General features: G+C 67.5%; 21 protein-coding genes. 6 read left to right on the top strand and 15 right to left on the bottom strand.

The window, feature by feature from the left end; all coding sequences use genetic code 11:
* Positions 1-20: 20 nt before the first annotated feature.
* The 3 genes from C0J29_RS21830 to C0J29_RS21820 all read right to left on the bottom strand — a co-directional run bounded on the left by C0J29_RS21830 (position 21) and on the right by C0J29_RS21820 (position 1,274).
* Positions 21-314 carry a hypothetical protein gene (locus C0J29_RS21830; RefSeq protein WP_120793542.1) on the bottom strand — a complete coding sequence of 98 codons (294 nt, stop codon included), beginning with the start codon at positions 312-314 and terminating at the stop codon, positions 21-23.
* 42 nt (positions 315-356) lie between these two features.
* Positions 357-881 (bottom strand): YbaB/EbfC family nucleoid-associated protein, encoded by a 525-nt coding sequence (locus C0J29_RS21825; protein WP_120793541.1) that lies wholly within the window; start codon positions 879-881, stop codon positions 357-359.
* A 75-nt stretch (positions 882-956) separates the two neighbouring features.
* Positions 957-1,274, bottom strand: coding sequence for a WhiB family transcriptional regulator (locus C0J29_RS21820; protein WP_055577762.1), 318 nt, complete (start codon positions 1,272-1,274; stop codon positions 957-959).
* A gap of 348 nt (positions 1,275-1,622) precedes the next feature.
* Between C0J29_RS21820 and C0J29_RS21815 the strand changes: the two genes are divergently transcribed.
* Positions 1,623-2,750, top strand: a complete 1,128-nt coding sequence (locus C0J29_RS21815) for an FHA domain-containing protein (RefSeq protein ID WP_082977876.1) — start codon at positions 1,623-1,625, stop codon at positions 2,748-2,750.
* Here C0J29_RS21815 and C0J29_RS21810 read toward each other — a convergent pair.
* Positions 2,743-3,567 (bottom strand): DUF5336 domain-containing protein, encoded by an 825-nt coding sequence (locus tag C0J29_RS21810; protein WP_120793540.1) that lies wholly within the window; start codon positions 3,565-3,567, stop codon positions 2,743-2,745. The two genes, C0J29_RS21815 and C0J29_RS21810, sit on opposite strands and share 8 nt — an antisense overlap.
* Positions 3,568-3,598: 31 nt before the next feature.
* Positions 3,599-5,269 carry a type VII secretion protein EccE gene (gene eccE / locus C0J29_RS21805; protein ID WP_120794893.1) on the bottom strand — a complete coding sequence of 557 codons (1,671 nt, stop codon included), beginning with the start codon at positions 5,267-5,269 and terminating at the stop codon, positions 3,599-3,601.
* A gap of 189 nt (positions 5,270-5,458) precedes the next feature.
* Between eccE and eccB the strand changes: the two genes are divergently transcribed.
* Positions 5,459-6,955, top strand: coding sequence for a type VII secretion protein EccB (gene eccB / locus C0J29_RS21800; RefSeq protein WP_242460516.1), 1,497 nt, complete (start codon positions 5,459-5,461; stop codon positions 6,953-6,955).
* A gap of 5 nt (positions 6,956-6,960) precedes the next feature.
* Here the strand turns inward: eccB and eccD (C0J29_RS21795) are convergent, their stop codons facing one another.
* Positions 6,961-8,457, bottom strand: a complete 1,497-nt coding sequence (eccD, locus tag C0J29_RS21795; RefSeq protein ID WP_120793538.1) for a type VII secretion integral membrane protein EccD — start codon at positions 8,455-8,457, stop codon at positions 6,961-6,963.
* Between the two features lie 119 nt (positions 8,458-8,576).
* Here eccD (C0J29_RS21795) and eccCa point away from each other — a divergent pair, with 119 nt between their 5' ends.
* The 4 genes from eccCa to C0J29_RS21775 all read left to right on the top strand — a co-directional run bounded on the left by eccCa (position 8,577) and on the right by C0J29_RS21775 (position 18,765).
* Positions 8,577-12,590, top strand: a complete 4,014-nt coding sequence (gene eccCa, locus C0J29_RS21790) for a type VII secretion protein EccCa (protein ID WP_174814855.1) — start codon at positions 8,577-8,579, stop codon at positions 12,588-12,590.
* A complete protein-coding gene (gene eccD, locus C0J29_RS21785; RefSeq protein ID WP_242460515.1) occupies positions 12,587-14,047 on the top strand; it encodes a type VII secretion integral membrane protein EccD in 1,461 nt (486 codons plus the stop codon). The genes eccCa and eccD (C0J29_RS21785) overlap by 4 nt, the downstream gene beginning before the upstream one ends.
* Positions 14,047-15,441: a type VII secretion-associated serine protease mycosin gene (gene mycP, locus C0J29_RS21780; RefSeq protein WP_120793536.1), complete on the top strand. Its 1,395-nt coding sequence runs from the start codon at positions 14,047-14,049 to the stop codon at positions 15,439-15,441. The genes eccD (C0J29_RS21785) and mycP overlap by 1 nt, the downstream gene beginning before the upstream one ends.
* 174 nt (positions 15,442-15,615) lie before the next feature.
* Positions 15,616-18,765, top strand: coding sequence for a MinD/ParA family ATP-binding protein (locus tag C0J29_RS21775; RefSeq protein ID WP_242460514.1), 3,150 nt, complete (start codon positions 15,616-15,618; stop codon positions 18,763-18,765).
* Positions 18,766-18,869: 104 nt separating this feature from the next.
* On the opposite strand, the gene C0J29_RS21770 is transcribed toward C0J29_RS21775, so the two are convergent.
* The 9 genes from C0J29_RS21770 to C0J29_RS21730 all read right to left on the bottom strand — a co-directional run bounded on the left by C0J29_RS21770 (position 18,870) and on the right by C0J29_RS21730 (position 24,324).
* Positions 18,870-19,166, bottom strand: a complete 297-nt coding sequence (locus tag C0J29_RS21770) for a hypothetical protein (protein WP_065043942.1) — start codon at positions 19,164-19,166, stop codon at positions 18,870-18,872.
* A 17-nt stretch (positions 19,167-19,183) separates the two neighbouring features.
* Positions 19,184-19,459 (bottom strand): hypothetical protein, encoded by a 276-nt coding sequence (locus tag C0J29_RS21765; RefSeq protein WP_120793535.1) that lies wholly within the window; start codon positions 19,457-19,459, stop codon positions 19,184-19,186.
* A 67-nt stretch (positions 19,460-19,526) separates the two neighbouring features.
* Positions 19,527-20,345, bottom strand: coding sequence for an ESX secretion-associated protein EspG (locus C0J29_RS21760; RefSeq protein ID WP_120793534.1), 819 nt, complete (start codon positions 20,343-20,345; stop codon positions 19,527-19,529).
* A complete protein-coding gene (locus tag C0J29_RS21755) occupies positions 20,342-21,421 on the bottom strand; it encodes a PPE domain-containing protein (protein ID WP_120793533.1) in 1,080 nt (359 codons plus the stop codon). The genes C0J29_RS21760 and C0J29_RS21755 overlap by 4 nt, the downstream gene beginning before the upstream one ends.
* 50 nt (positions 21,422-21,471) lie before the next feature.
* Complete coding sequence (locus C0J29_RS21750; protein ID WP_065043946.1) at positions 21,472-21,762, bottom strand: PE family protein; 291 nt, start codon at positions 21,760-21,762, stop codon at positions 21,472-21,474.
* A 10-nt stretch (positions 21,763-21,772) separates the two neighbouring features.
* Positions 21,773-23,149, bottom strand: a complete 1,377-nt coding sequence (locus C0J29_RS21745; protein ID WP_242460513.1) for a hypothetical protein — start codon at positions 23,147-23,149, stop codon at positions 21,773-21,775.
* Positions 23,150-23,158: 9 nt separating this feature from the next.
* Entirely contained in the window at positions 23,159-23,446 is a 288-nt protein-coding gene (locus C0J29_RS21740) for a hypothetical protein (protein WP_065043947.1), read from the bottom strand.
* Positions 23,447-23,632: 186 nt separating this feature from the next.
* Positions 23,633-23,983 carry a YbaB/EbfC family nucleoid-associated protein gene (locus tag C0J29_RS21735; RefSeq protein WP_120793532.1) on the bottom strand — a complete coding sequence of 117 codons (351 nt, stop codon included), beginning with the start codon at positions 23,981-23,983 and terminating at the stop codon, positions 23,633-23,635.
* Positions 23,980-24,324, bottom strand: a complete 345-nt coding sequence (locus C0J29_RS21730) for a hypothetical protein (protein ID WP_065043949.1) — start codon at positions 24,322-24,324, stop codon at positions 23,980-23,982. Before C0J29_RS21730 ends, C0J29_RS21735 begins: the two co-directional genes overlap by 4 nt.
* Positions 24,325-24,383: the final 59 nt, after the last annotated feature.

Below are 24,383 nucleotides of genomic sequence, written 5' to 3'. Positions count from 1 at the left end.
CGGTCAGTTCGCGGCGGCGCTCAGCCGGCCTTACCGCCGTCCTGAGCGACGATGCTATTTGCCGCGTCGGTAAGTGTCGGCGCCACGCTCTGTACCGCCTTGCGCAGATCGCCCGCATTGCTGATCACTTTCGAACGATCCGGATCGAATTTACCGGCGAAACTCGAACCGATTTTGTCGTGCGACCACGGTGAGTCTCCGGACAGCTCGCTGCTCAGACTGTCGATCAAGGAGCCCAGCGATGCCCCGATTTCATCGAATTGGCTGATCCCAGCGCGGGCGGTTCCGTCGTCGTACTCGAAGTGTTCTGCCATGTGCCTCTCCTTGATTCGCTCGACGAGCAGTGCCGTTGCGGGTTAGTCCGTGTCGCGGATACTCGGTCGCCAGTCCTGCGGGTCGATGTGGTCGTGGTTGCCCCCTGCGCCGGGTTCGGCGGCGGTACGCCTGTCCCGCGAGCCCGGCGCCGACAGCGGCACCTGTGGTTGCAGCGCCTTGAACTCGTCGAGCTCGTTGATCGGCTGCACGCCGAACTGGGCCACCTGCTGCCACAATCCGCTCTGAAATTCGTCAGTCTTGGCCCGCATCCTGGCCGCCGCGGCCTGCGCGGCCTGCACCACCGCAGCGGCCGCCTCGGCGCTGGAAGCCGCGGCGAACAACTTGTCGTCGAACTCGACCTGCACGATGACCCCCTGGGCATTCACCCAGGCGTGGGCCAGGTCGTCCTTCGACCAGCCGTCTGCGGTTTCGATCGCCATCCGCTGAGCGGATTGCGCTGCCGCGCCGGTGAATTCCTGCAGATTCGACAGCAAACGCTCCAGGTCGGGTCCTTCCGAACCCACCCCCCCGAACAGGTCGCCGAGACCGCTCACGAATTCCCCCATAACGATCAGCTTGAGCTGTGCCGATAGTTTACGGTGCCGCCGCCGGACAAATATGCATGAGTTTGTGTCCGGGAATCAGTTGCGCGAACCGCGCGGGCGCCCGCGACGACGCGGGCGGACGTGATAACCGCCGCGTTCGGCCAGGGCCCGCAAGCGGCGCAGCGCGAAGTCCCGCGCCCGTCCGGATTCGGGGATGACGACTCCCGCCCATAGTCCCTCTACGCCGGTGACCTGGTACGCCTCGCTGGCGCACAGCCACCGTCGCGGGCAAGCCAGGCAGAGCGCCTTGGCGTCCTCGTCGGGTTCAGTGGTTGTCCACCGCTCGGGCTCGGAAGTGCACGCCGGAACGTATTCGTTCAGCGGTGTGGACAACGGAATTGCCGCAGCAGTCATCGCTTTCCTCCCTGTCCGGGCGCGCATGCGCCGCCGTTGCGACGACATAACCACAAATCTAGCATTAGTGCAACATCTAAAACGTAGCAGCTACAACTTTGTCTGGATCTTGCCGGTGTTAGACATGTGTACTACAACTGAAGCGTGGCACACGTCTTGTCCGGATTATTACCCGGCAGAAGTCCCGTGTGGGTGAAAACCGCAGATAAAGCGGTTGAAGAGAGGTTTGGGGGCCGTGTCGGCTGCAAACCCGTAGCGGGAAAGATGTAGCATCTACAAACGTAGTGCCGAAGGAAGGCTGTAGCGACGTGCCCGAAACTTCGGGGTTCGAGCCGGGGGAGAAGCGCTGTGACGTCTGACCAGGCCGTGTACAAGTGGCCACCGGCTCTGCTGGTGCGACTCGGCGATGAGGTTCACACGTTGGACCCGCGGTCGGGCATCGCCATCATCGGCCGGGACAACTCCGCCACCGTTCGGCTTTCCGACGACCGGATATCACGGTGGCATGTGCGCCTGGAACCGCACCGCGAAGGCTGGCAGGCCATCGACACCAGCACCAACGGCATGTACCTGGACGGCGTGCGCCGCAGTTCGGTGCTGGTCTCCGGCGCGACCACCCTGCACCTGGCCAATCCCGAAGGCTTTCCGATCACGTTGACACCCGAGGCCGACGATGTCACCGGCGTGATCGACCTACCCGAGTCCGACGAGGACGAGTGGTGGGACGCCGACCTCGATCCGGGTGTCGCGCGTGCCGGGCATGCCGTGGCGGCGCGCCGCAACGAACTCGAGATCACGCAGCGCGGCCTGGCCAAGGACAAGATCATCAACGCGGGCACCCTGATCGCGTTCGAGAAAGGGCGCAGCTGGCCGCGGCGCGGGACGCTGGCCAAGCTCGAGAAAGCGTTGCAGTGGTCTCCGGGCACGATCGCCCGCATTCGGAGCGGATCCGCCGTCATACCGATTCCAGGCCTCGCGACCGCGCCGTCCGAGATGCCGGCCGTCACCGACGAGGCAACCGAGTCGCTCACCGATACCGTTCGGGCGCCGCTGATGGCTGAGGCCGTCGAACTGGCGATGCACACCATCAGCGCGGCCACTGCCGATCTGCCCGAACCGTCGGATCCCGCGTTCACCCCGAAGGTCACCAAGATCCTGGCCGACTTGCGCAAGCTGGAGAACGTGGCGGCCAGCGCGGCCCGCAACGCCAAAGGCACCCCCTCGGTGGTGCTGGCGTTGAGCACGGTGCGGCGCACCTACAACGACGTGATGGCAAAGGCGGCACAGTCGCCGGACGCGACATTGGGACAACGGCTCTATCAGGCTCGCCACCGCGCGGAACTCACCATCGACGAGGCCGCGGCCGCAGCTGGTCTGCCCGCCGAACTTCTGATCGATGCGGAGGCCGACCGCCCGCTGCCGGATGAGGTCGCAAGCGCGATCACGACATTGATCGGGCAACTCTCGGTCAGTTAGACGTCCGGTACTCCGGCTCGCTGACCGTCTGCTGGGCGGGCGCCGCCGCCGAGTGCCCCACGTTGGGCAGGCCGGCGGCCGGCGAGGCGGCGTGCGGGGTGGGTGCCTGCCCGGGTTGTGGGTGATCGGCGACGAACTCGTCGTAACTCGCCTGCTGGGGCGCCGCTGCCCGGCGCGGTTCCGGGGCGGTTACCTGTTGCATCTGCTGGGCGTGCGCGGTCGCGCTTTCGATGGCAGCGTCAGGCTGCTCACCCTCGGCGTACTCGCCGTAATACTGCGCGGCGGCCTGCGCATATTGCTCGGCGTAGGCCGCATACCAGGCCTGCTGCTCGTCCGATGCGCTCGGCTGCATGATCAGGGCGCCGACGGCGGCGCCGGCCTGTAAACCGTTGAGCACCAGCACGACCCACATGGCCCAGCCGGGCTGGACGCCTTCGGGCAGCACGACAACCCGCGACAGCGCGTCGAGGAATCCGATGGCGGCCAGCGCCGCGACGAGCCTGCCGGCCTGCCCGGAACTTGACACCTGCCGGGGCAGTAACCCGAATGCGGCAAACAGACCCGCCAACACGGCGAATCGCACATCCCAGTCGATTCCGAAACCGTTGAGCATCGGCCCGAAACTCACCAGGTAGGAGCACAGACCCAACAACGCGACCGCCCAGGTCAATTGGCGGTGGGACACCTTGCCGCGGGTCTCCGGCTCGGGAGACCATGACGACTCGGGAGACCATGACGACTCGGGAGACGAATAGCCGTCGTAACCGGCGTTGGTGTGCTCGGCCGGGTAATAGCCGTGGCTGCCGGGGTAGGCCATGCTCACTCCTTTGAAAGGCTCTTTGAAAGGCTCAGTCTTCCGCGGCGAACGACGCCTTGAGGTAACGCATTTCTTCGTCGGTGGCCACCATGGTGACTACCGAGGAGCCGGTGCGGGTGCTCACTTTGACGGTATCGCTGTCGACGTTGAGCGACTCCAGCGCGACATCGGCGTTGGCCGTTACCGGCGTAGTGGGCGGGACCACCACGATTGCCGTCACCCCCACCCGGACCGATTGCTCGGCCACTCCGTCGAACATCTCCACCGAGTAGTTGCGATCGGCGCCGGCCTGCATGGACCCGCGGTTGAAATCGGAGACCCACAGCAGATCATGGTCGTCGACCTCGTCGACCATGGTGCGCCACTTGGCCGGACGACGACTGTGCACCAGCACATGCGCCCCCAGTGCCAGCGAGCGCAGCACCACCTGCTGCGCCAGATGCAAAGTGCCGGCGATCTCCACCCGCCGGATCTGCGGGCCGAACAGCGACAGAGCAACCGCGCGGCCGTGATCGTCGGCACCGATCACCTGCCCGCAACCGGAGGCCGGCACATCCAGGTGCTGGAAGTCGCGGTCGGCGGTGCCCGCACGGGTCGCGGAAAGGCTTGAGTACGACCAGTGTTGAACTGGACGCGACGGCGGAGGCACCGGCAGGCTGGCCGCGAGCGCGGAGAACTGCCGCCCACGCAGATGGGTCAGGCCGCGCAGTTGGATGCGGGCCCGGCCGTGGGTGTCGAACCGGGCCAGCCCGCGAACCTGGATCGGGCCGCGCGGATCGTCGCGGCGCAACGACAGCGTCATGGTGGTCGAGTAGCTGGGGATGGTCCACAGCAGCCCGAGCCCAGCAGTGGTGAGCATGCGCGGCTTGATTGCGAAGCTGCGCAACCGGAATCGACCTTCCCGGCAGGTGCGCCAGGTCTCCTCGACGGTGCTCAGATCCACACCGTCGGTCAATTGGTTTGTGGCCTGGCCGATTTCGCCGGCCGTCAAAACCCGGGTGCGCAGGCCGCCCTCGGTCAGCCTGTTCGCCACCCGTCGGGTCGCGGTGGTGGCCGCGCGGATGACGCCGTTGCGGCCGCCGCCGCGCCGGCGCACAGCGGCGGCACATCGGGACGGGTCGAGCCGGACCGCGATCCACACGTTGCGCTGGGCGATGGCGGGCAGCGGCCCCAGAACCGCGTCGTACACGGCGGCCACCTGGCTGTGTCCTTGCGACCGGGCGCCCTGGCTGATCACGTCGATCGAATCCAGGGTGATGTCGAACTGCTGTAGGCAGTCCACCAGAGCCTGCACCGGCACGGTCTCCCCGGAGACCGTCATGCCCGGCTCCATGATCGTCATCGCCTGCGGATTCTCTTCGATCTGCAGAAGGGACATCAAAGTGTTTCCGTCCCAACGAAATCCGATCAGTGCGCCGTCGGCCATCGGCACGTCGAAGGGTTCGGCCGGTGTCGTCTTCCGGGTGCGTTTACGGCGCTGCCACCAGAATCCGGTACGCAGCGCGACCAACCGCGGCAGCGTGGTGCCACGCAACCGGACCACCAGGATCAGCGCCAGGGCCAGTCCGGCGAGGCTGCCCTGCCAACCGGGGAAGCCGAGCAGTGGTGCCGCGACCGTCCCGGCAGCGACGATCAGTTGCAGGACCAGCAGGTCGGGCAGGGGCAGCAGGCGAGCGGCGCCGATGTCAGTCGTTGAGCGCAACTGGTTCTGTTCCGAGGTCGCGGCCCGGCGCGCGGGCAATTCCGCTGCGAGGGTTGGACGACGCGGCACAGAGCGATCCTATCCAGAGCGGCGGGCGAAAATTGGCGCGGATTTGCCCGCTGACGCTGTTATACGCTACCCAGGCTCGGTGCTTGCCCGACGCTGATGGGGGTGGATATGCCCGCGCAAGTGACTACGCGTGCGCAGGTCAATGGGTATCGGTTCTTGATCCGCCGGTTGGAGCACGCGCTGATTCGCGCTGACTCCCGGATGATCCACGACCCGATGCGCGGCCAGATTCGCTCGCTGCTGGTGGGCCTGGTGATTGCCGTCCTGATCACCGGGGCGGCCGGGGTGCTGGCCTTCTTCAAGCCGTCGCCCAACATCGGTGATGCGCAGATTCTGCTCAGCACGTCCAACGGCGGACTGTACGTCCGCATCGGTGACCGCCTGCATCCGGTGCTCAACCTCGCGTCCGCGCGGCTGATCACCGGGAAGCCGGACGCTCCCAAATCGGTCAGCGACAAATGGCTCAACCAGCTGCCGCGCGGTCCCATGGTGGGAATCATCGGCGCGCCCAACAGCATTCACGGTGGGGCGGACATGCGGACGTCGGGGTGGACGGCGTGTGACTCGGTGCAGACCCCGGACGTTGCCAGGAGCACGGGCGTGGCCAGCGTGCAGACCACGGTGATCGCGGGCGATCTGACGCTCAACGAGGACATCCGCCGCGCCGCGCCCGCGCAGATGCTGTTGGTGAAATCCGGCGACGCCGTCTATCTGATCTTCGACGGCGTGCGCGCGTTGATCGACCCCAACGACGCGGTGGTGCTCAACGCGTTGCACCTGCAGAACGCGGCGACCAGACCGATCTCGGGTGCGCTGCTCAACGCTTTTCCCTTGGCACCGCCCATCCGGCCGGTGACCATCGCCGGTGCCGGCAGCCCCATTCCCGGTTTGCCCGCCGGATATCCGGTGGGCTCGATCGTCAAGACCGTCGACTCGCGCGGTGAGCAGCTCTACGTCGTGCTGCCCAACGGACTGCAACCGGTTTCCTCGGCCGCCGCCGACATCATCCGGTACAGCAACCCCACCGAGGCCGCCTCGCAGGGAGCGCGCGAAGTGCCACCGTCGCTGGTGAGCCAGGTTCCCATCGTGCACACGCTGCCTGTCGACCACTACCCGAGCGTGTCGCCGCAGATCGTCAACGCCGAACCGGACCGGGTGGTGTGCATGGCATGGGAACGGGCGAACTCCGCCGCCCAAGCTACGGTCGGTTTGCTGGTCGGGCATCGGCTGCCCATTCCCGACGGTGCCCAGCCCGTCGGTCTGGCCACCGGGGATGGCAACGGGCCGGGCGTCGACTCGGTGTATGTCAAGCCCGGCACCGGCGAGTACATCCAGGCCACCGGCGCCGAAGCGGACAGCCGCGCCCTGGGGCAACTGTTCTACGTCTCCGACGCCGGGGTGCGCTACCACATCAAGGACCTGCCCACGGCTGCCGCGCTGGGAGTCAGCGGCGTGCACGATCCCCGGGTCGACGCCGACGTCCCGCAGCTGGCGCCGTGGCCTGTCGTGTCCCTGTTGCCGGCCGGCCCCGACTTGTCCCAGGAGGCCGCGCTGGTCGCGCACGACGGAATGGGCGCCGACCCACGCGGCTCGAAGGTCGAACCGCCGAAGTCGTGAACGCTCTACAGGCGCAGCTCGCGGAATACCGCGTACAGCCGCACGATCCAGAAACACAGCGGGAACACCAGGACGATGGCGAGGTATTCCAGGATCTCGACCTGGCGGCGCATCACCGGTGAGAACTCCAGCCGCGGCGCGACGACACCGCAGGCGATGATCAGCACCATCAGCATCCCCAGGGCCAGCGTGGCATAGAACTGCCGGCCGTCGAGGTCGGCCGTCACCTTGACGATGGACAGCAGCGCGATCGTCATGCCGGCGGCGACCAGCGTCGCCGACTGCACCAGGTCGTGGTGGCTGCGTCCACGCAGGCACAGCACGGTGGCCACTGCGGCGACGAAAACTGTTCCCTGCCAATAAAATCCGCTGCTGAAGTCAAGCGCGAGGTAGCAGCCGGCGGTCGCCGTGATCGCGGCGGCGGCCAGAATGCCGGTCAGGTACTGGCTGGCTCGCCGAACCCGTACCGTCATGCCTTCCTCGGTCGGGATCACCTGTTTGCCTACGGCATTGACACCTTCGACGGTGGTGCCGCCCTGGGTCTCGATGTCGTCCAGCGGCTCTCCCGCGGTCGGAACCCGCGGCACCGGCAGCTTGGCCAGCAGGATGGTCACCCGGGGCGAGAGGTAGACGACGATCACCGACACCGTCGCCAGTACCGCTCCGATGGCCCGCGGCGCCGGATTCCACAATAGGTCGGCCACGCCCGCCGTTCCACCGATGACCGCCAGCGAGATCACCGCGGTGTGCAGCGCGCGACCCCGGCCGGTGATCAGCAACACCAGCAGCGACCCGAGCCCGGTCAAGCCGAAGGCCATCGGCAGCGACTTCGCGCCGAAGCCGTCGGGAACCACGTACAGGGCGCCGCCGAACAACAGGGGAGTGGCGACGGCGGCCAGCCACTCCGAGCGCCGGGCGCCGGCAGAACGATAGGCGATGAGGCAGGCGATGATCACCGCGAGGACGCCGATGCCGAGCGCGGTCGCCGGCACGTATAACTCCGCGGTTCGGCGCGGCAGCAGGAAAGCGACGGTGACGGTGGCGGCCAGGCCGACGCCGAAGCAGGTGATCAGACGTGCGTCGCGCGAGAGCCAGCCGAGTGCTGCATGGTGTTGGTGGGTGGCCTCGTCGGCTGGGGCTTCCTGGATGTCGTCGAAGAGCAGCGGGCGGGCGGGCTGATCCATCTCCCGGATCACCAGCAACTCGCCGTCGTAGATGTTGGCTTCGCTCAGCGAGCGGCCCGGATCGATCGCGTCTTCACCGAGACGGGCGAGGGTCCACTTTCCCTCGGTCGTGTCGAACATGAGGTCGTCACCGCCGGGGTGCGCCGCGAGCTGCTCGTTGGCGATGTCGATCACTTCGTCGATGAACCCGGCAATGCTGTTGTTGGGCGGTAACCCGACGTCAAGCCGCAGATCGCCGACCACCAGGGTGACCCGGCTGAGCGTGGGCTCGGCCTCGGATTCTGCGTCTAATTCAGACAGCGACGGCGGTAGAGTCATCGCTGTCGGCCTCCTGCGGGTTGTGTCATTTGCTGGTGACATTACCTAGGCGCCGAGGGGCAAATCTGAGCCAATTTTGGAATTACGCGTGATTTGGGGGGATTTCAAGGGATGAGGCGTTGAGTACGCAGGGTTTCGTGCGCCGCCTGCGGGTTTCACCGCCACGGATGCCCGGCGGTGAAGTCAACCTGCAGCCGCCGCCTGAGGTGCCGCGGGTAATACCCGGCAACCTCCTGATGCGGCTGCTGCCCTTTGTGATGATCGTCGCCGTCGTCGGGATGATCGCGCTGATGGTGACCGTCGGGGGCCGGGACCTGATGAAGAACCCGATGTTCCTGATCTTCCCGATGATGATGGTCATGTCCATGGCCGGCATGTTCATCGGCGGTGGTGGCCGCTCCGGTAAGGCCGCCGCTGAACTGAACGAAGAACGCAAGGACTACTTCAGCTACCTGGCCAACCTGCGCGACGACGCCGATATGACCGGAGCGGGCCAGCGCACGGCGCTGGAGTGGAGCCACCCCGATCCGCGGGCGCTGGCCGACGTGGTGGGCACCCGCCGGATGTGGGAGCGGCGCCCCACCGACAACGACTTCTGCCATGTTCGCGTCGGTCTCGGCACCCACCGCCTGGCCACCCGGCTCCTCGCGCCGGAGACCGGGCCGCCCGAGGATCTGGAGCCGGTGTCGACGGTCGCGCTGCGCAGGTTCGTCAAGACGCATTCGGTGGTGCACGCGTTGCCCACGGCGGTCTCGCTACGCGCGTTCCCGGCCATCACCTTCGAGGGCGACCGCAAGCTGGCACGGCAGTTGGTGCGGTCAATGATCTTGGAGCTGTGCGCATTTCACGGACCGGACCACGTGCAGGTCGCGGTGGTGACGGCCAACCCCGACGGCGAGAACTGGAGCTGGGTCAAGTGGTTGCCGCACGCCCAGCACGCCTCCGCCCGCGACGGAATCGGTTCGATGCGATTGCTGTTCCCGGGGCTGGAGCTGTTGGAGCGTTCGCTCGCAACGGATTTGGGGGAGCGGGGCCGGTTCAGCCGCAACGCCGAGCCGACCAAGGGTCTCAAGCACCTCGTGGTGGTGATCGACGACGGATACATCACCGGGTCAGAGCGGCTGGTGACTGATGCCGGACTGGACAGCGTCACGCTGCTGGACCTCAACGGCGCCGACGCCCCGGCCAACCGGCGCGGGTTGCAACTCACGGTCGAAGGGGATGACGTCGGCGCGCGCACCGCGGTCGGTGTCGAACGATTCGCCACCCCGGATACGATCACCGTCGCCGAAGCCGAGGCGACGGCTCGCCGGATCGGTCGTTACCGCCTGGCCAGCGCCGCGCACATCGTCAACCTGGAGGCCGACGCACGCGCCACCGACCCGGGCCTGATGGCCCTGCTCAAGATTCCCGATGCCGCCGAGATCGTTCCCGAGCAGGTCTGGCGAAAACGCTCTCCACGCGAACGTTTACGCGTGCCGATCGGATACACACCCAACGGCCAGCCGCTGGAACTGGATATCAAGGAGTCCGCGGAATCCGGCATGGGCCCGCACGGGTTGTGCATCGGCGCCACCGGTTCGGGCAAGTCGGAGTTCCTGCGCACGCTGGTGTTGTCGATGGTCACCTCGCACTCGCCCGAGGTGCTCAACATGGTGCTGGTCGACTTCAAAGGTGGCGCAACGTTTCTCGGGTTGGAAGGGGTGCCGCACATCGCGGCGATCATCACCAACCTCGAGGACGAGCTGATCCTGGTCGACCGTATGCGCGACGCACTGGCCGGTGAGCTGAACCGCCGTCAGGAGTTGCTGCGGTCGGCCGGCAACTTTCCCAACGTCAACGAATACGAGCGCGCCCGGGCCAACGGCGCCGAGCTCGATCCGCTGCCGGCGCTGTTCGTGATCGTCGACGAGTTCTCCGAACTGCTCTCGCAGAAGCCGGATTTCGCCGAGCTTTTCGTGATGATCGGCCGACTGGGCCGGTCGTTGCACGTGCACCTGCTGCTGGCATCGCAGCGCCTCGAGGAAGGCAAGCTGCGCGGGCTGGATTCCCACCTGTCCTACCGGATCGGGCTCAAGACCTTCTCGGCCGGGGAGTCGCGCAGCGTCCTCGGCGTGCCGGACGCCTACCACCTGCCCAGCGTTCCCGGGTCGGCGTTCCTCAAATGCGATGCCTCCGAGCCGGTTCGGTTCAACACCTGCTACGTCTCCGGTGAATACGTCCGGCCGCGCCGGGCGCAGTCCGGCCGCGGCAGGCAATCGGGCGCGCTGGCGCCCAAGCTGTTCACCGCGACACCGGTCAAGAAGGATGCGTTGCCGGCGGCCCCGGTGGCCGAGCCTGATGCTCCCAGCATCTCGTCGTCGCCGGTGCGGACGACTCTGCTCGACGTCGTGGTATCTCGTCTGCGGGGCCACGGCCGCCCGGCCCACGAGGTGTGGCTGCCGCCGCTGGACGAAAGCCCCGCGGTGAATCAGCTACTGCCCGATGCGAACTGGTCCGCCCCCGAGAACCTCGACGGACGGCTGTGGCTACCGATGGGGGTGGTGGACCGGCCCTATGATCAGCGTCGCGACGTGTTGATGGTCGACCTGTCCGGCGCCCAGGGCAACGTGGCGGTGGTCGGTGGGCCGCAGTCGGGTAAGTCGACGGCGTTGCGCACCTTGATCATGTCGGCCGCGGCCACCCACACGCCCGAGCAGGTGCAGTTCTTCTGCCTGGATTTCGGTGGCGGCACGCTGACCAGCCTGGTCAACCTGCCGCACGTGGGCGGGGTCGCCGGCCGGATGGACGCCGACGGGATCCGGCGAACCGTGGCCGAAGTGGCCGGGGTGTTGCGTGCCCGCGAGGTGCGGTTCCGCGATCTGGGCATCGAGTCGATGCGCGACTTCCGCCAGCGCAAAGCGCACCTGGCGACGCTGCCACCCGAGGTGGCGGCACGGGATCCGTTGAGCAAGGACAAGTTCGGTGACCTGTTCCTGGTGATCGACGGCTGGGCATCGATCCGCAGCGACTTCGAGATGCTGGAGCCGACCCTCAACTCGCTTGCTGTCCAGGGTCTTTCGTACGGCATCCACCTGGTGATCTCGGCGACGCGCTGGATGGAGATGCGTGCTGCCGTCAAGGACATGCTCGGCACCCGCATCGAGCTGAAGCTGGGTGATGCGCTCGACAGCGACGTGGGCCGCAGGTTCAACGAGCTGATCCCGGTCGGCCGGCCGGGCCGGGGGATGAGTCACGAACGGCTGCACATCCTGATTGCGCTGCCACGGCTGGACTCCAGTTCAGGGGTCGAGGATCTGCCCGACGGAGTGTCGGCCGCGGTCAAGGCGATGCGGACGCACTACGGCAAACGGCAGGCGCCACGCGTGCGGATGCTGCCGCACAAGGTGGACCGTGCGGCGGTGGTCCGGGTGGCGGGATCGGCCCGAATGCTCGGCAAGGCCCGCTTCGCCATCGGCATCAACGAGGCCGAATTGATGCCCGTTGTACTCGATTTCGACGCGCAACCACATCTGGTCGTGTTCGGGGAAGCGGAATGCGGCAAGACCGGTCTGCTGCGCAACATCGCCACCGGCGTGATGGAGAACGCGAGCCCGGAGCAGTGCAAGATCGTGCTCGTCGACTACCGCCGCTCGATGCTCGGCGTCGTCGCGAACGACTATCTGGGCGGCTACGCCACCGCGTCCCAGTCCTGCACGGAACTGATGGGCGCCCTCGCCGAGACGTTGCGGGAGCGGATCCCGCCCAGCGACATCACCCAGCAGCAACTCAAGGAGCGATCGTGGTGGTCGGGTCCGGACATCTTCGTGATGATCGACGACTACGACCTCGTGGCGACGGGATCCATCAGCAGCCCGTTGAGCCCGCTGGTCGAATTCCTGCCGCAGGCGCGTGACATCGGCCTGCGCATCGTCGTCGCCCGGCGGATCGGCGGAGCCGGACGCGCGATGATGGACCCCTTCGTCGGCCGGCTCAAGGATCTGTCCTGTAACGCTCTGGTGATGAGCGGAACCAAGGACGAAGGAGCGCTGTTCGGCTACAAAGCCAGCGAAATGCCTCCGGGTCGCGGAATGCTGATCTCTCGCACCGCCAAGAGTGGAGTGATCCAGCTGTCCAGAATGGCCGACCTGTGACCGGCGTCAGTGAACTGAGACGGGTCCGGGTGGTCTCGGCCGCCCCCGATCACATCCGGGTGTCGGTCTTTGGAGGCCGGACGCAGCTGGATATCGCACTGCCACTTGATGTTCCGGTGTCCGGTTTCGTCCCCGAAGTGGCGCGCCTGATCAGTTCCCGCGACGCAGAAGAGGACTCGAAGGACGAGCGCCGGACGTTCTGGGTGCTCAGCCGTTTCCACAGCGGTGCCGAGCTGCGACCCGACCAGACGCTGCGTGATGCCGGGGTGGTCAACGGGGAGCTGCTGCGGCTTACGCCGCGACAGGCGCTGACGCCGCCCACCCTCTACGACGATGTAGTGGACGCGGTCGGCCGCTTGAACAAATCCGCCTATGCCGCTTGGGATTCGGTGTCGGCGCGCTGGATGGCGTTCGCCGGGGGGCATCTGGCTTCGCTAGCGATGGTCTACTGTTTGATCGCTGCGACCGGCGCGGTGAATCGGTACCTGATCGTCGGTGTGGCCGGCGCGGTGGTGCTGGCGCTGGTCGGCGGGGCCACGATGGCGCACCGCTCGTACGGCTTGCACGATGTGGCCGCGGCGCTGGGGTCGGCGGCGATTCCGATCACGGCCGGGATCGCCTTCGCGGTGCTGGGCCAGTACGGCTACTCAGGGCTGGCCGCTGCCTGCGGGTCGGTGTCGGTGCTGTGCGCGGTGTACGACCGGGTGATCGGGACGGGGCGCTGGGCGTATCTGGCCGCAGCATTGACGTTCGGGTTGGTCGGTGTCGTGCTGGTGGCTCGCGCCCTGCACGCTCGTGCCGACATCGTCACCGTGACCGGAGCGGTGGTGGCGACGCTCGGATGTCTGGTGGTGCGGCGGTTGACGTCACGGCTGGGGCGGTTCGAGACCCCGACCGTCACCGTCGAAACCAAGCGCGAGGACTGGGATTTCGAGAATCCGTTCGAGCCGTCGGCCGCGACCGACAACGGAGATTCGGGAACTGCGATGCCGACCGCGGAAGCGGTGTGGAACAGGGCTAAGTCCGCTTCGGTCACGCGAGCGGGGCTGCTGACCGGATTGGCCGCGGCCGCAGCGGTTTGTGTGATGTTGCTGCTGCGCACCGTCGTCGACTGGCCTGCGGTCGTGTTCGCGCTGGCGGTCGCCGCCGCGCTGGCGTTGCGCAGCCGGACGTTCCACAGCTGGTTCGAACGCGCCGCGGTGGCGATTCCGGCCGTGGTGATTCTGGTGAGCACCTGTGTGACGGCGCAGAACGGATCAGCGCCCATGCCGCTGGCGGCGCTCGGCGTGCTGCTGTCCGTCGCGGTGGGTGCCGCGTGCGCCGGCCTGATGATGCCGACCAACGGCGCGCCGCGTCGAGTGGACACGCTCCTTTCCTATGCGGATTACCTGGCGGCCGGATCGCTGATCCCGTTGGCGCTCTGGGTGGTGGGCGTCTACCAGCGCCTGGGAATCTGATGAACCGGTTCGTTGCGGTCCTGGGCGCGGTGCTGCTGACGGTGCTGGCCGATCCCGTGCCGGCATGGGCGATTCAGCCGCCGGTCGTCGAACCCGGACCGCCACCCAACGGCCCGGTGGGTCCCCCTGAGCCGACCGACCTCAAAGCGATCTGCGGAGTCCCGACCGGGGTACTGCCGCAAACCGACTTCACCCTGCAGACCAGCGCCGAGGCCATGCTGAACTACACCGCCGCCTGGCGGTTCTCCCGCGGCGCCGGCCAGAAGGTCGCGGTGATCGACACCGGGGTGAACCGGCACCCACGGTTGCCGCTGTTGGAGGGCGGCGGCGACTACGTGTCCAATTCCGACGGCCTGCAGGACTGCGACGCCCACGGAACCTTGGTGGCAGGGCTCATCGCCGGTGCGCCCAGCCCGGCCGACGGCTTCGCGGGGGTCGCGCCCGAGGCGACGATCCTCTCGATCCGCCAGAACAGCACCGTCTACGGCATCAAAGAGGGCGGTTCCGGCCAGGCCAACGACCCCAACGCCAACTCGCCGGGCTACGGCAACACCGTCACGCTGGCGTACGCGATCACGCGGGCGGTCAATCTGGGCGCCACCGTCATCAACCTGTCCGAGGTGGCGTGCAGCCCGGTCGGTGGCGGCTTGGACGACGCTCAACTCGGGCGCGCGGTGCGCTACGCCTACGAGCGCAACGTGGTGGTGGTGGCCGCGGCGGGCAACTTCAACAACCAGGGACTGTGCAAGGCCCAGAATGCGATGCCCGACCCGAACATGCCGCTGAAGAGCGGATGGGATTCGGTGCGCACCATCGCCAGCCCGGCCTGGTTCAGCGACTACGTGCTGACCGTCGGGGCGCTGACGACGTCCGGGGAGCCCGCCGATTTCAGCCTGCACGGTCCCTGGGTAGGCGTGGCGGCGCCGGGCGAACGGATCATCTCGCTGGACTCCGGCGGTCCCGGACTGATCAATGCCGTGATGAGCCAGCAAGGATTGGCGCCGATCAACGGCACCAGCTTCGCGGCGCCGTTCGTGTCCGGTGTGGTGGCTCTGATCCGATCCCGCTTTCCCGAACTGAACGCCGGTCAGGTGATCGATCTGGTCAAGCGCACCGCCCATACCCCGGGTGCCGGCCCCAACGAGGCCACCGGGTACGGCGTCGTCGACCCGATAGCCGCGTTGACCTATCGCCTTCCGGCGCCGAATGAGGCGCCCAACCCCGAGGCCGCGAAGCCTATAGCCGGCAGACCGCACGTCGACCCGGGCAGCCAGCGGGCGCGCATCATCGTGCTCTCGGTGACGGCGGGTGCGGTAGCGCTGGCTGCGGTGGCGTGGGCTTTCTCGGTGGCCAGAAGACGGCGAGAATCGGGGCAGCCGAAGTTGCGGCGCTAATCGAACCGGAAATTATGCGATTTGCGCTACGTAGAATTGAATACGGCGAATAACTGGTTCTAGTGGCGGAAAGGGGGGACGACATTGCCGAAGCAAACGCCCGAGTCGAAACAAACGCCTGAGTCGAATCAAACGCCTGACGACGACCGCGGGTCATTGGCGCGCCCTCCCTGGTTGCCCGGAGAGAAGAAGCGCCGCCGTGTCCAGATCGGCCGGGGGAAGCGGCACGACGAGGCCGACGAACGTCGCGACCGACCGGCCAAACCGGACGAGAAAGCCGAGCAGACCGGGCCGTCGCGCACCCTGGCCGAGGACGTGCCGTCGCCACCCAAGCGGGACCGCGTCCCGGTGTCGCGACACACGCCCGACGTCGAGACCGAGACCCCGGCGGCCGCGACGGACGAGACGGCGGAGTCCCGGCCCAGGCGGGTAGCGGTGCCGTACGACCGCATCAGGCGCTTGCAGCAACTGGAGCCCCAGCCGGTGCCGCCGGTTGCTGAGCTTCCGCCAGAGCCTGAGCCTGAGCTTGAGCCGCCGGTTGCTGAGCTTCCGGCGCAGCCTGAGCCGCCAGTTGCTGAGCTTCCGGCGCAGCCTGAGCCGACACCACCCGACGGACCGGCGGATGACATCGTCGACGCCGCGCCCCTCGCAGAACCGGAGCCGCTGTCCGCCGCGGAAGAGCTGCCGGTCGCACCGGAGCCCGAGGCAACCCCGGAGTCGGTCGAGTGGGTGTCGGAGGCGCTGACGCGGCTGGAATGGCAATACGATTCCCTGCTCGCCGAGTCATTGGTAAGACCTGAGGCGCCGTCCGAGTCAGCGCATGAATCCGAATTCGATGCGGCTGAGGAGATTTCGGCTGCACCGGACCCTGAGCCGGTGAACGAGACGCCGAGTGAACTTGCTTCAGCGGACTCGGCTCTCGAGCCTGACGTGAGCGGCGGGTTGCCAGAACTCTATTCAGATGTCGAGTACCCGCTCGAACCTGTTGAAACTGAGGCGTTTTCGGTGGAATCCGAGCCGGACTCCCAGCGTTGGGAGGAGCCGGAGCTTCCTGAGGCGGTGGCGGAGCCCGTGCCGGTGGAGCCTGAGCCCGCGCCGGTTGCGGCGGAAACGCAGTGGGAGCCAGAGCTGGCTGAGGCGCTGCCGGAACCCGAGCCGGTGGTTGAGGTTTCGACGGAGCAGGATTGGACTTTCGAGGTGGAGCCGGAGCCTGTGCCGGTGGAGCCTGAGCCCGCGCCGGTTGCGGCGGAAACGCAGTGGGAGCCGGAGCTGGCTGAGGCGCTGCCGGAACCCGAGCCGGTGGTTGAGGTTTCGACCGAGCAGGATTGGACTTTCCAGGTGGAGCCGGTGCCGGTGCCGGTGCCGGTGCCGGTGGAGCCTGAGCCCGCGCCAGTGCAGCCTGAGCCTGTGCCGGTCGCTGCCGAACCGCAGTGGGAGCCAGCGCCGCTGCCGGAACCCGAGCCTGTCGAAACCGTCGCCGTCGATTCGGAAACGTCGACGCAGGAGTCTGAATCCGGTGAACTCGACGACATCGAGTTGAGAGCCGCGGCCCTGCTTGAGCAGATGGCCGCCAAGAGGGCGCAGGCCACGGCCGCCCCGCAGGAAGCGGAGGTTGACCTCATCGCCGACGACGCACGGGACGCAGAAGTTTCGGATCGATTGCCCGCTGAACCAACGGACGAATTCGAGTCGCTGGCAAGCGAGGAGCACGCCGACGAGGCGGTGCCGACACAATGGCTGCCGACAGACCCGGTGAGTGAAGTCCAGCAGCCTGCGGCTGAGCCGGAGCCCGACGATGCCCGGTTCGAGGCCGCCCCCACCGAGTCTGTCGCCCCCGCCGAATCTGTCGCGCCCACAGAATCTTTCGAGGCGCCCGCCGAGTCTTTCGAGGCTGAATCGCCGACGCAGGACGTCGAGCGAGCCGCGCCCGCTGCCGAGGAACGGACCAGAGGGCCCCGCCGGCCGGCACCACCGCCATGGCAGACGCCGAGCTCCGCCATGGCGGCGGAGATCGAAGAGGTGGTGATGGACGCTCCTGTCGCGCAACACGAGCCGGCGCGGGCGCCCGAGCCGCCAACCCAACAGGGGCCGTTAATACCCGGCCCACAACCGTCCACGCCGCCGGCTCAGGCCAGAAGACGACCCCGCGCGGGCGGCCGGCCTCCCTGGCCGCCACCGCCACCACCTGGACCGTTCCCGCCGCCGCCTTGGTGGCCGGGTCCGCCGCCCGGCCGGCGTGTCCCGCCCTCACCAAGGCCGGCGGCGTCCACAGCACCGCCGCGGGCCGCGCAGCCGGCACCGCCGGGGGCCGCGCAGCCGACACCACCGCCGGGCCGCCCCCAGCCACCCGTCGGAGGCCCCCCGCCGGGATACCAGCCCTTCCGGATGCCGCCGTCGATCGACGAGGCGGAGATCACCCACCCGGATCGCTTTGCGCCGCCGTCGGGTTGGCGCCGTGCGGTGCACAACGCCACGGGCGGCCATGTCAATCCCGGAGCGTCGCGGAAGGAACGTCAGCAAGATCATCTGCTCGCCGAGATCCGCCAGCCGATCGTCGGTGACTTCCGCATCGCCGTGCTCTCGATCAAGGGTGGCGTTGGAAAGACCACCACCACTTTCGGATTGGGCTCAGCACTGGCCACGGTGCGGCACGATCGGGTGATCGCGGTCGACGCGAATCCCGACCGCGGCACGCTGGGGGAGCGGGTCGGCGACCTGTCGACGCGATCGACCGTGCGTGACCTCTTGTCGGATCCCAACATCAACCGCTACGCCGACGTTCGCAATCACACCTTGATGGCGACCAGCCGCCTCGAAGTGCTTGCCAGCGAACAGGACCCGGCGGTGTCCGAGGTCTTTGGCGCGGACGACTACCGGCGCACGGTGGACATCTTGCGGCACTACTACAACATCATCCTGACCGACTGCGGCACCGGCATCATGCATTCGGCCATGTCCGCGGTTTTGGACCTGGCGCACACCATCGTGCTGGTCAGCTCGCCCGCCATCGACGCGGCCCGCAGCGCGTCGGCCACGCTGGATTGGCTGATGCAGCACGGACATTCGGGTCTGGTGCGGGAAGCGCACGTGGTGCTGAGTGCCTCCCGCCCGGGTTCGGCCGCGCTCAAGCTGGACAAGGTCTACGAGCACTTCCAATCACGTTGCCGCTCTATTCATCTCATCCCGTTCGATCCGCATCTGGCCGAGGGTGCTGACGTCGATTTCGGCCGATTGAACCTCGCGACCAGGCAGGCGTACCTCGAACTGGCTGGCTCGGTGGCGGAGAACTTCGGGCGGCTGCGCGCGCCGCGGGAACAACCCTGAGTCTCGAATTCGCCGATTCACCCGACTGCGGGTGCAAGTCGAATGACGAAGCCCGGACTCACCGAATCCAGTGAGCCCGGGCCACGGTCAGATCGCCGGAACGATCAGCAGCTGATGTTGGCAGCCTGACTGTTGTCGAGGTCCTGAACCTGCTGGTTCTGGTCGACGGCACGCGCCCGAGTGGTGTGCAGATCGTTGATGATCTCGTCCATCTCGTTGGAGAACTGCGTGCGCAGCGCGTGGATCTCTTCCGGGGCGTGGCCGGTGTAAGCCCCCGAAGTGAGCGCGTTGAACAGTTGGTCGACTTCGTTGCGCATCTGCTCGGCGTCGGAGGTGATGCTGCCGATCAGGTCCAGCGATTCGTAGTTCGCCGCGAAGTTGTACTTGATGCTGTGCGTCATGATCTTCTCCTGAATTCCTAGCCGTCGAGGTTCTGGTGGGCCTGGATGTATTGCATCGAGCTTTCCGCGAGATTCTTTGTGCGGTGCTGGATTTGCGTCAGGTGCTCGAGGTGCTCGGTCATGCGTCCGTGGAACACCTGAGCCTGGTTGCCGGCCCAGTTCGGGCCGACCATCAGATTGACTTCATCTTCCATCTTGCGCAGCAGTCGGTCGGTCTCGACCAGGTGCTCGTGGATCGACTTGACCTGTGGTGGTGCGTCTTCGGTGACTTCAAATTGTCCGGGAACTGCCATGTCTACTCCTTTGTCGGGTGCCCTGGATCGTCGGGCACGACGGGTCTGGTCTCATCGAAATACCGTGCTAAACCAATGACGCCTCCCACTGGTCCGTCGATAACTCGACAAGCTGACTGATCGCCTGGCCGACCGAGTGATCCGAGCCAGGCTTCAACGTGGTCCACAGCTGGCCGCTCGGTGAGGCACTCGGCGCCGCGACGATGCGACCCTTCCTGGTGTAGAACACCCCCACCGCCGCCGCGCGTCGGGTGAACCGGTCCTGTTCGGGGCACAGTGCGTAGTACACGATCTCGGCGAACGCCATCCGCGACGAAAGTGCCGCTCCCAGAACCATTGCCGCGCGCGGCTCGGCACCCAGCGCGCGGACCCGGTCGGCCAGCAGCCGTGCGTCATGAGTGCCGATGAGGTTGCGGGTGACGATGTCCGTGGGCGCTCCGACCGGCGTGACCTCGGCGGCTTCCGCCCGCGGCAGCGCACCGATCAGCGCGTGCGTGGCCCACGAGAGACTCGCGGCATCGTCTGCCGCCTGCAGGCTGATATTGTTGCCCGCCCGTCGCGCCACCACACCCGAAGCGCCGCAACGGATCACACTCACCCGGGCAATGCCGTCCGGGGTGACCAGCCGCATCGCGAGCTCGCGCTCCGGCCGGCGCAGCGCCCGCAACAGCGGCACCAGATCAGGATCGATCGCGCCGTCGGCGATCAGGCCGCGTGCGATGAGGCTGCGGGTTGCCGCGTCGAAGGCGGCCTCGAGGGTGTCGACGCGTTCGTACCGCGGCCGCACATCCAGCACGGTGGGGAACCCCTGCACGCCGGCCCGCTCACCGACGACCTGCAGTTCGTCGTCGGTCAGGGTGAACCCCGACGTCACGGCGGCGGTCACAGGGTCACCTCCTGCTCAGCGCCGATCACCGGCGGGGAGACCCACCGATCGGACACCTGCTGCAGCGTGCGCTCGGGTTCCTCGGCGAAGCCCTCCGGTTGCTGCGGATCGGGCGCGGCCAGGTCGTCGAAGATCGCGGTGTTGGGGCCCCAGCTGACGTGCGACACCTCGAACGGAGCATCGCTCTGCTGTGCGGCCGGCAACCAGGTCTGGCCACCGTCGGATAGGCCGGCGCCCGCCTCCCCAGCCCCTTCCAGCGTGCCCGCCTCGCGGAACGACTCGTACGATTGGCCGCTGCCGTCGCGCCGGTTCCCGCCCATCGGGGCGTAACCGCCTGCGCCACGGCCCATTCCGCTGCCACCGGAGCCGTCGGATTTGAAGCTGGTCTTCTTCAGTTCTTTGGCCTCGGCGCTGCCCGCCACCGGCGTGGCCAGCATCGGCGACAGCTGTCGCGCCGCACCACCTCCGCCGCCACCGCCGCCGCGCGATCCGCCGCCGGACTTGCCGTCCTTCTCGCCTTTGAGCGCAGCGGAATTGGTGACCTGCGGCGGAACCGGCTGGTCCCACGGCTCGGCGAGTTCGGCGACGGCGTCCTCGTAGCGATGCATCACTGCAGCGGCGTCCGCCTGCTGCGCGGAAGCGGCCTCCTCGAACTCGGCGAAGCTGCCCTGCACTATCGCACCGTTGTACGCGGATAGGGACGCCATCATGTCTTGTGCCGCTTTGGCTTCGATGGCTTCGGACACGCTGGGCATGGAGAGGATGGCGACGGTATTGGCGACGGCAGCCTCCTCGGCCCGCCGGCCGTTGGCGGCCGCGCTCAGGCTGGCCGCCTGCAACCACTTGCCGAACGTCTCGAGTTTGCGGACCGCGGCCTCGGAGGCGTTGCTTTCCCACGACCCCCGGACGCTTTCGACCAGCCGGTCGTAGTCGGCCGAGATCCTGGCGAACTCGTTGGCCACCCGAATCCAGGCCGCACCGGCCTCACCGACCGAGGACGGGCCGGGCCCCTCGGTCAGGTCGCGCGCCAGCTGCTCGGTGCTGCGCGATTCCCACACCACGTTGCTGAATCCCATTGCCGTACACCCCCTTTCGGCCTCTTATCCGGTACCGCCGGTTGGTTTACTCAGTCAGCAAGATCGGTTTCGGAGATGCGTCCCGCGTGCGTGCGCATCGTCGCCGACACCTCGCGGATCTCGTTGGCGCCCTGGTCGGATGCCTTGGTGAACGACCCGTGCACCTCGTTGAGGGTGTGCGCGACGCGCTGCGACACCTCGTCCTGGCCCGAGGCGATGGTGGTCAGGTTCGCCCGCTCGGTTTCCAGCACGTGCTGCATGCGGTTGGCGAGCTCGTCGAGCTGCCGGGTGACGTCGGTGACCTCGTCGGGCCGGATCGACAGGCGGTTGTAGTCGGTCATGTCAGTGCTCCTAGATTCGAAGTTTGATGTCGGGGCTGTCGTCGGGATCGATTGTGGTGTCGCCGATTACGGCCGGGCTGGCGTGGCCGAGGTCGCCCACGATCTCGCCGCCCTGATCGGTCGTGTGCAGGAATGAGGCTGCGGTGTGGTTGCCGCCGGCGCCCGCTTTGCCACCGTGCGCCCCGGCCGCGCCGCCCATCATTCCCGCGCCGCCCATACCCATGCCGGCGGCGCCGCCGCCGACCGACGCTCGCGCGGCGCCGATGGATCGTGCCGCGGCGGCCCCGCTGTTCTCGTTCTGCACCATGGGCGAGGCGGCCGGGTTGCGGGCCGGAGTGGTCGCCCCGACGCCGCCGCCACCGCCGTGTCCGCCGCCGCTGGGGTGGGTCGCGCTGACCATCCGGCCGGTGTGACCGAGGGCCGAAGCGGGCGAGGCGGCGCCGGCGCCCTGCCCGGCCTGGCCGATGCTCGATATCAGCCCGGTGCCGGCTTGCATGCCCGCCTGCAGGGCCTGGGTGCCGGCCTGGACGCCCATCGTCAGCGGCATCATGCCCATCTGCATCGCGGGGCCGATCATGCTCATCCCGACCGACATCATCGGACCGAGCATTCCCATGGCCATCTGGGGGCCCTGCGCGACGGCGACCGGAGCGCCGGTGGCGGTGGTTGCGGCGGCCTGGCTGGTCAACGTGCTTTCCAGCTCGGTGATGCATTCGGTGGCCAGCGCGCTGGCCCGAGAGGCGGACTCGACCATGTTCGCGGCGGTCCACGGCAGCCCGGCGGCAAGGCCCTCGAGTTCGTGCTGGCACTGCTGCAGAATCTCCAGCAATCGCGCCTGGCCCTGTGCGACGTTGGCCGCGGCCGCACTGTACTCGCCGCCCAGCGCCGTGCCCTGCGCCGCGACGGCGGCGCCGTTCGCCAGGGTCTCGCCGGTCTTGGCGGCCGCGGCGCCGGCGCCTGCGCCGGACCAGCCTTGCCCGCCCATGCCGCCCATCATCTGGCTCATGGCCTGCTGCACACCGCCCGCGGCCTGCTGGAAGGCCTGCGTGATCCCGCCGAACATCTGTGTCGGATTCAGACCCTGGAACAGACCCGGTCCCAACGTGCCGAGCATGTCCGTGACGGGTTTGAGGAGCCCGCTGGTGAAGTTGCTGCCCATGCCGCCGGGGCCGGCGGCACCGGTGAGTTCGGCCGGGATGTCCTCACCGGGAATGCCCGAGAAGTCCGGGCCGCCGGTCGGCAGCTGTCCCATGTTGAACTGGTTCAGAATGTCCTGGACGGGCCGGTTCAGCCACGCCTGCAGGTCGTTTTCCATCTGGTTGACGACCGGGGTGTGATCGAAGTCAGGAATCGGCGCCGGCTGCGGCGCCGGGTCGGTGGTGCCCACGCCGGCTGTCTAGACGTCGGTGGCGTCGACGGCGGTGTGAGTCGCGCCGACGATGTGGCTTGCGACGCCGAGCATGCCGTGCTTGGCGGCCGTCATCATCCCGCTGGCGACATTGTTCGCGGTGGATTCGAACATCGCCGGGATCATGTTCGCCGCCGCGATCGGGCCGAGCGCCATCGAGAACGAACTCAGTTGCGCCGGGGTCACCGCGCTGAACGCCGTGGTGATCGCGGTGCCCGCGGCCTCCTGCGCGTCGGTGAGCGCCTCCATGAACTCGGGCTGCAATTCAAATGTCATCGTCGGCTTCTTTCCCCCAGGATTCCTGCTGAGCTGCCGCTAGCGCTGGTCTCTCAACCTTAAGCGCGGTCTCCACCAATAAATTGCACGAAATTTAAGCAGACTTTCGGAATGGCCGCAGTTCACATGTGTGCAATAAGGCAGCCGGTGGTGCTCGACATATGTGCAATAAGAGCCGAAAATCGACTATCTCGGTTCGATAACGGTGCCATCCGAGCGGGTCAGCGGGGCGTTCTGCAGTTCCTCCATGCGGGTGGTGAACTCCTTGAGGAGGAAGTTGTACCGCTCGGCCGCCACCCGGGCTGCGGCATGTGCGGTTTCAACGATCAGGGTGGCCAGCGCGTCGGTGTCCAGGCGGCTCGCCGGGGGGCCGAGCCACAATCCGGTCAGGCTGCCGAGTCCGTCTACCTCGGCACTCACTGCGCGGTCGCGGCTGGTGACCCGCGCGGTGATGGTCTTGGATTGCTCGGTCATCGCCTGCATCAGGTCGCGTTGTTTGATGGCCCGCGCGATCACGGACTGCGCCAGGCTGGTCATACCGACCTCATCCAGCTGGCCGGGAGTTCGTCGTCGTCTGCGCCGAACAGTTCCTCCTCGGCCCGGGCGAGATCTTCCTCGGTAGGCAGGCCAATCTGGCGAAGCGTCGCCGAGGTGTAGCCCTTGCCGGCGAGCTCCCGGCGGAATGCGACCTGCGCGCGCAACGCCGACAACCGGCACAGCGCCAGAATCTCGTTCGCCAGCTCCTGAGGGGGGCGGGCGAGTTCGGAGCGGTCGAGCTTGAGGGCCGTGGGCAATCCCCGCTCGGTGGTGACGACGGCGATGGTCCCGGTGCGCGAGCGCACCGGTGGCCGCTGTTGCGGCTGTTGCTGTTGTGGCATGCGGCCCTCGATTTTGCTGACTGGATTTGACGACGAATTCAAAGTCGCCAGATCGGTAC

This window comes from Mycobacterium paragordonae (assembly GCF_003614435.1).
GTDB classification, from domain to species: Bacteria; Actinomycetota; Actinomycetes; order Mycobacteriales; family Mycobacteriaceae; genus Mycobacterium; species Mycobacterium paragordonae.
This window is presented reverse-complemented; position numbering and strand designations above follow the sequence as displayed.

What these genes read in the sequence shown, in the direction of transcription:
- C0J29_RS21740 (WP_065043947.1), bottom strand. Translation starts at nt 23,446, where the DNA reads ATGACATTTGAATTGCAGCCCGAGTTCATGGAGGCGCTCACCGACGCG.
- C0J29_RS21765 (WP_120793535.1), bottom strand. Translation starts at nt 19,459, where the DNA reads ATGGCAGTTCCCGGACAATTTGAAGTCACCGAAGACGCACCACCACAG.
- C0J29_RS21755 (WP_120793533.1), bottom strand. Translation starts at nt 21,421, where the DNA reads ATGGGATTCAGCAACGTGGTGTGGGAATCGCGCAGCACCGAGCAGCTG.
- C0J29_RS21770 (WP_065043942.1), bottom strand. Translation starts at nt 19,166, where the DNA reads ATGACGCACAGCATCAAGTACAACTTCGCGGCGAACTACGAATCGCTG.
- C0J29_RS21825 (WP_120793541.1), bottom strand. Translation starts at nt 881, where the DNA reads ATGGGGGAATTCGTGAGCGGTCTCGGCGACCTGTTCGGGGGGGTGGGT.
- eccD (WP_120793538.1), bottom strand. Translation starts at nt 8,457, where the DNA reads ATGACTCTACCGCCGTCGCTGTCTGAATTAGACGCAGAATCCGAGGCC.
- C0J29_RS21820 (WP_055577762.1), bottom strand. Translation starts at nt 1,274, where the DNA reads ATGACTGCTGCGGCAATTCCGTTGTCCACACCGCTGAACGAATACGTT.
- C0J29_RS21810 (WP_120793540.1), bottom strand. Translation starts at nt 3,567, where the DNA reads ATGGCCTACCCCGGCAGCCACGGCTATTACCCGGCCGAGCACACCAAC.
- mycP (WP_120793536.1), top strand. Translation starts at nt 14,047, where the DNA reads ATGAACCGGTTCGTTGCGGTCCTGGGCGCGGTGCTGCTGACGGTGCTG.
- C0J29_RS21735 (WP_120793532.1), bottom strand. Translation starts at nt 23,983, where the DNA reads ATGACCAGCCTGGCGCAGTCCGTGATCGCGCGGGCCATCAAACAACGC.
- C0J29_RS21830 (WP_120793542.1), bottom strand. Translation starts at nt 314, where the DNA reads ATGGCAGAACACTTCGAGTACGACGACGGAACCGCCCGCGCTGGGATC.
- C0J29_RS21730 (WP_065043949.1), bottom strand. Translation starts at nt 24,324, where the DNA reads ATGCCACAACAGCAACAGCCGCAACAGCGGCCACCGGTGCGCTCGCGC.
- C0J29_RS21750 (WP_065043946.1), bottom strand. Translation starts at nt 21,762, where the DNA reads ATGACCGACTACAACCGCCTGTCGATCCGGCCCGACGAGGTCACCGAC.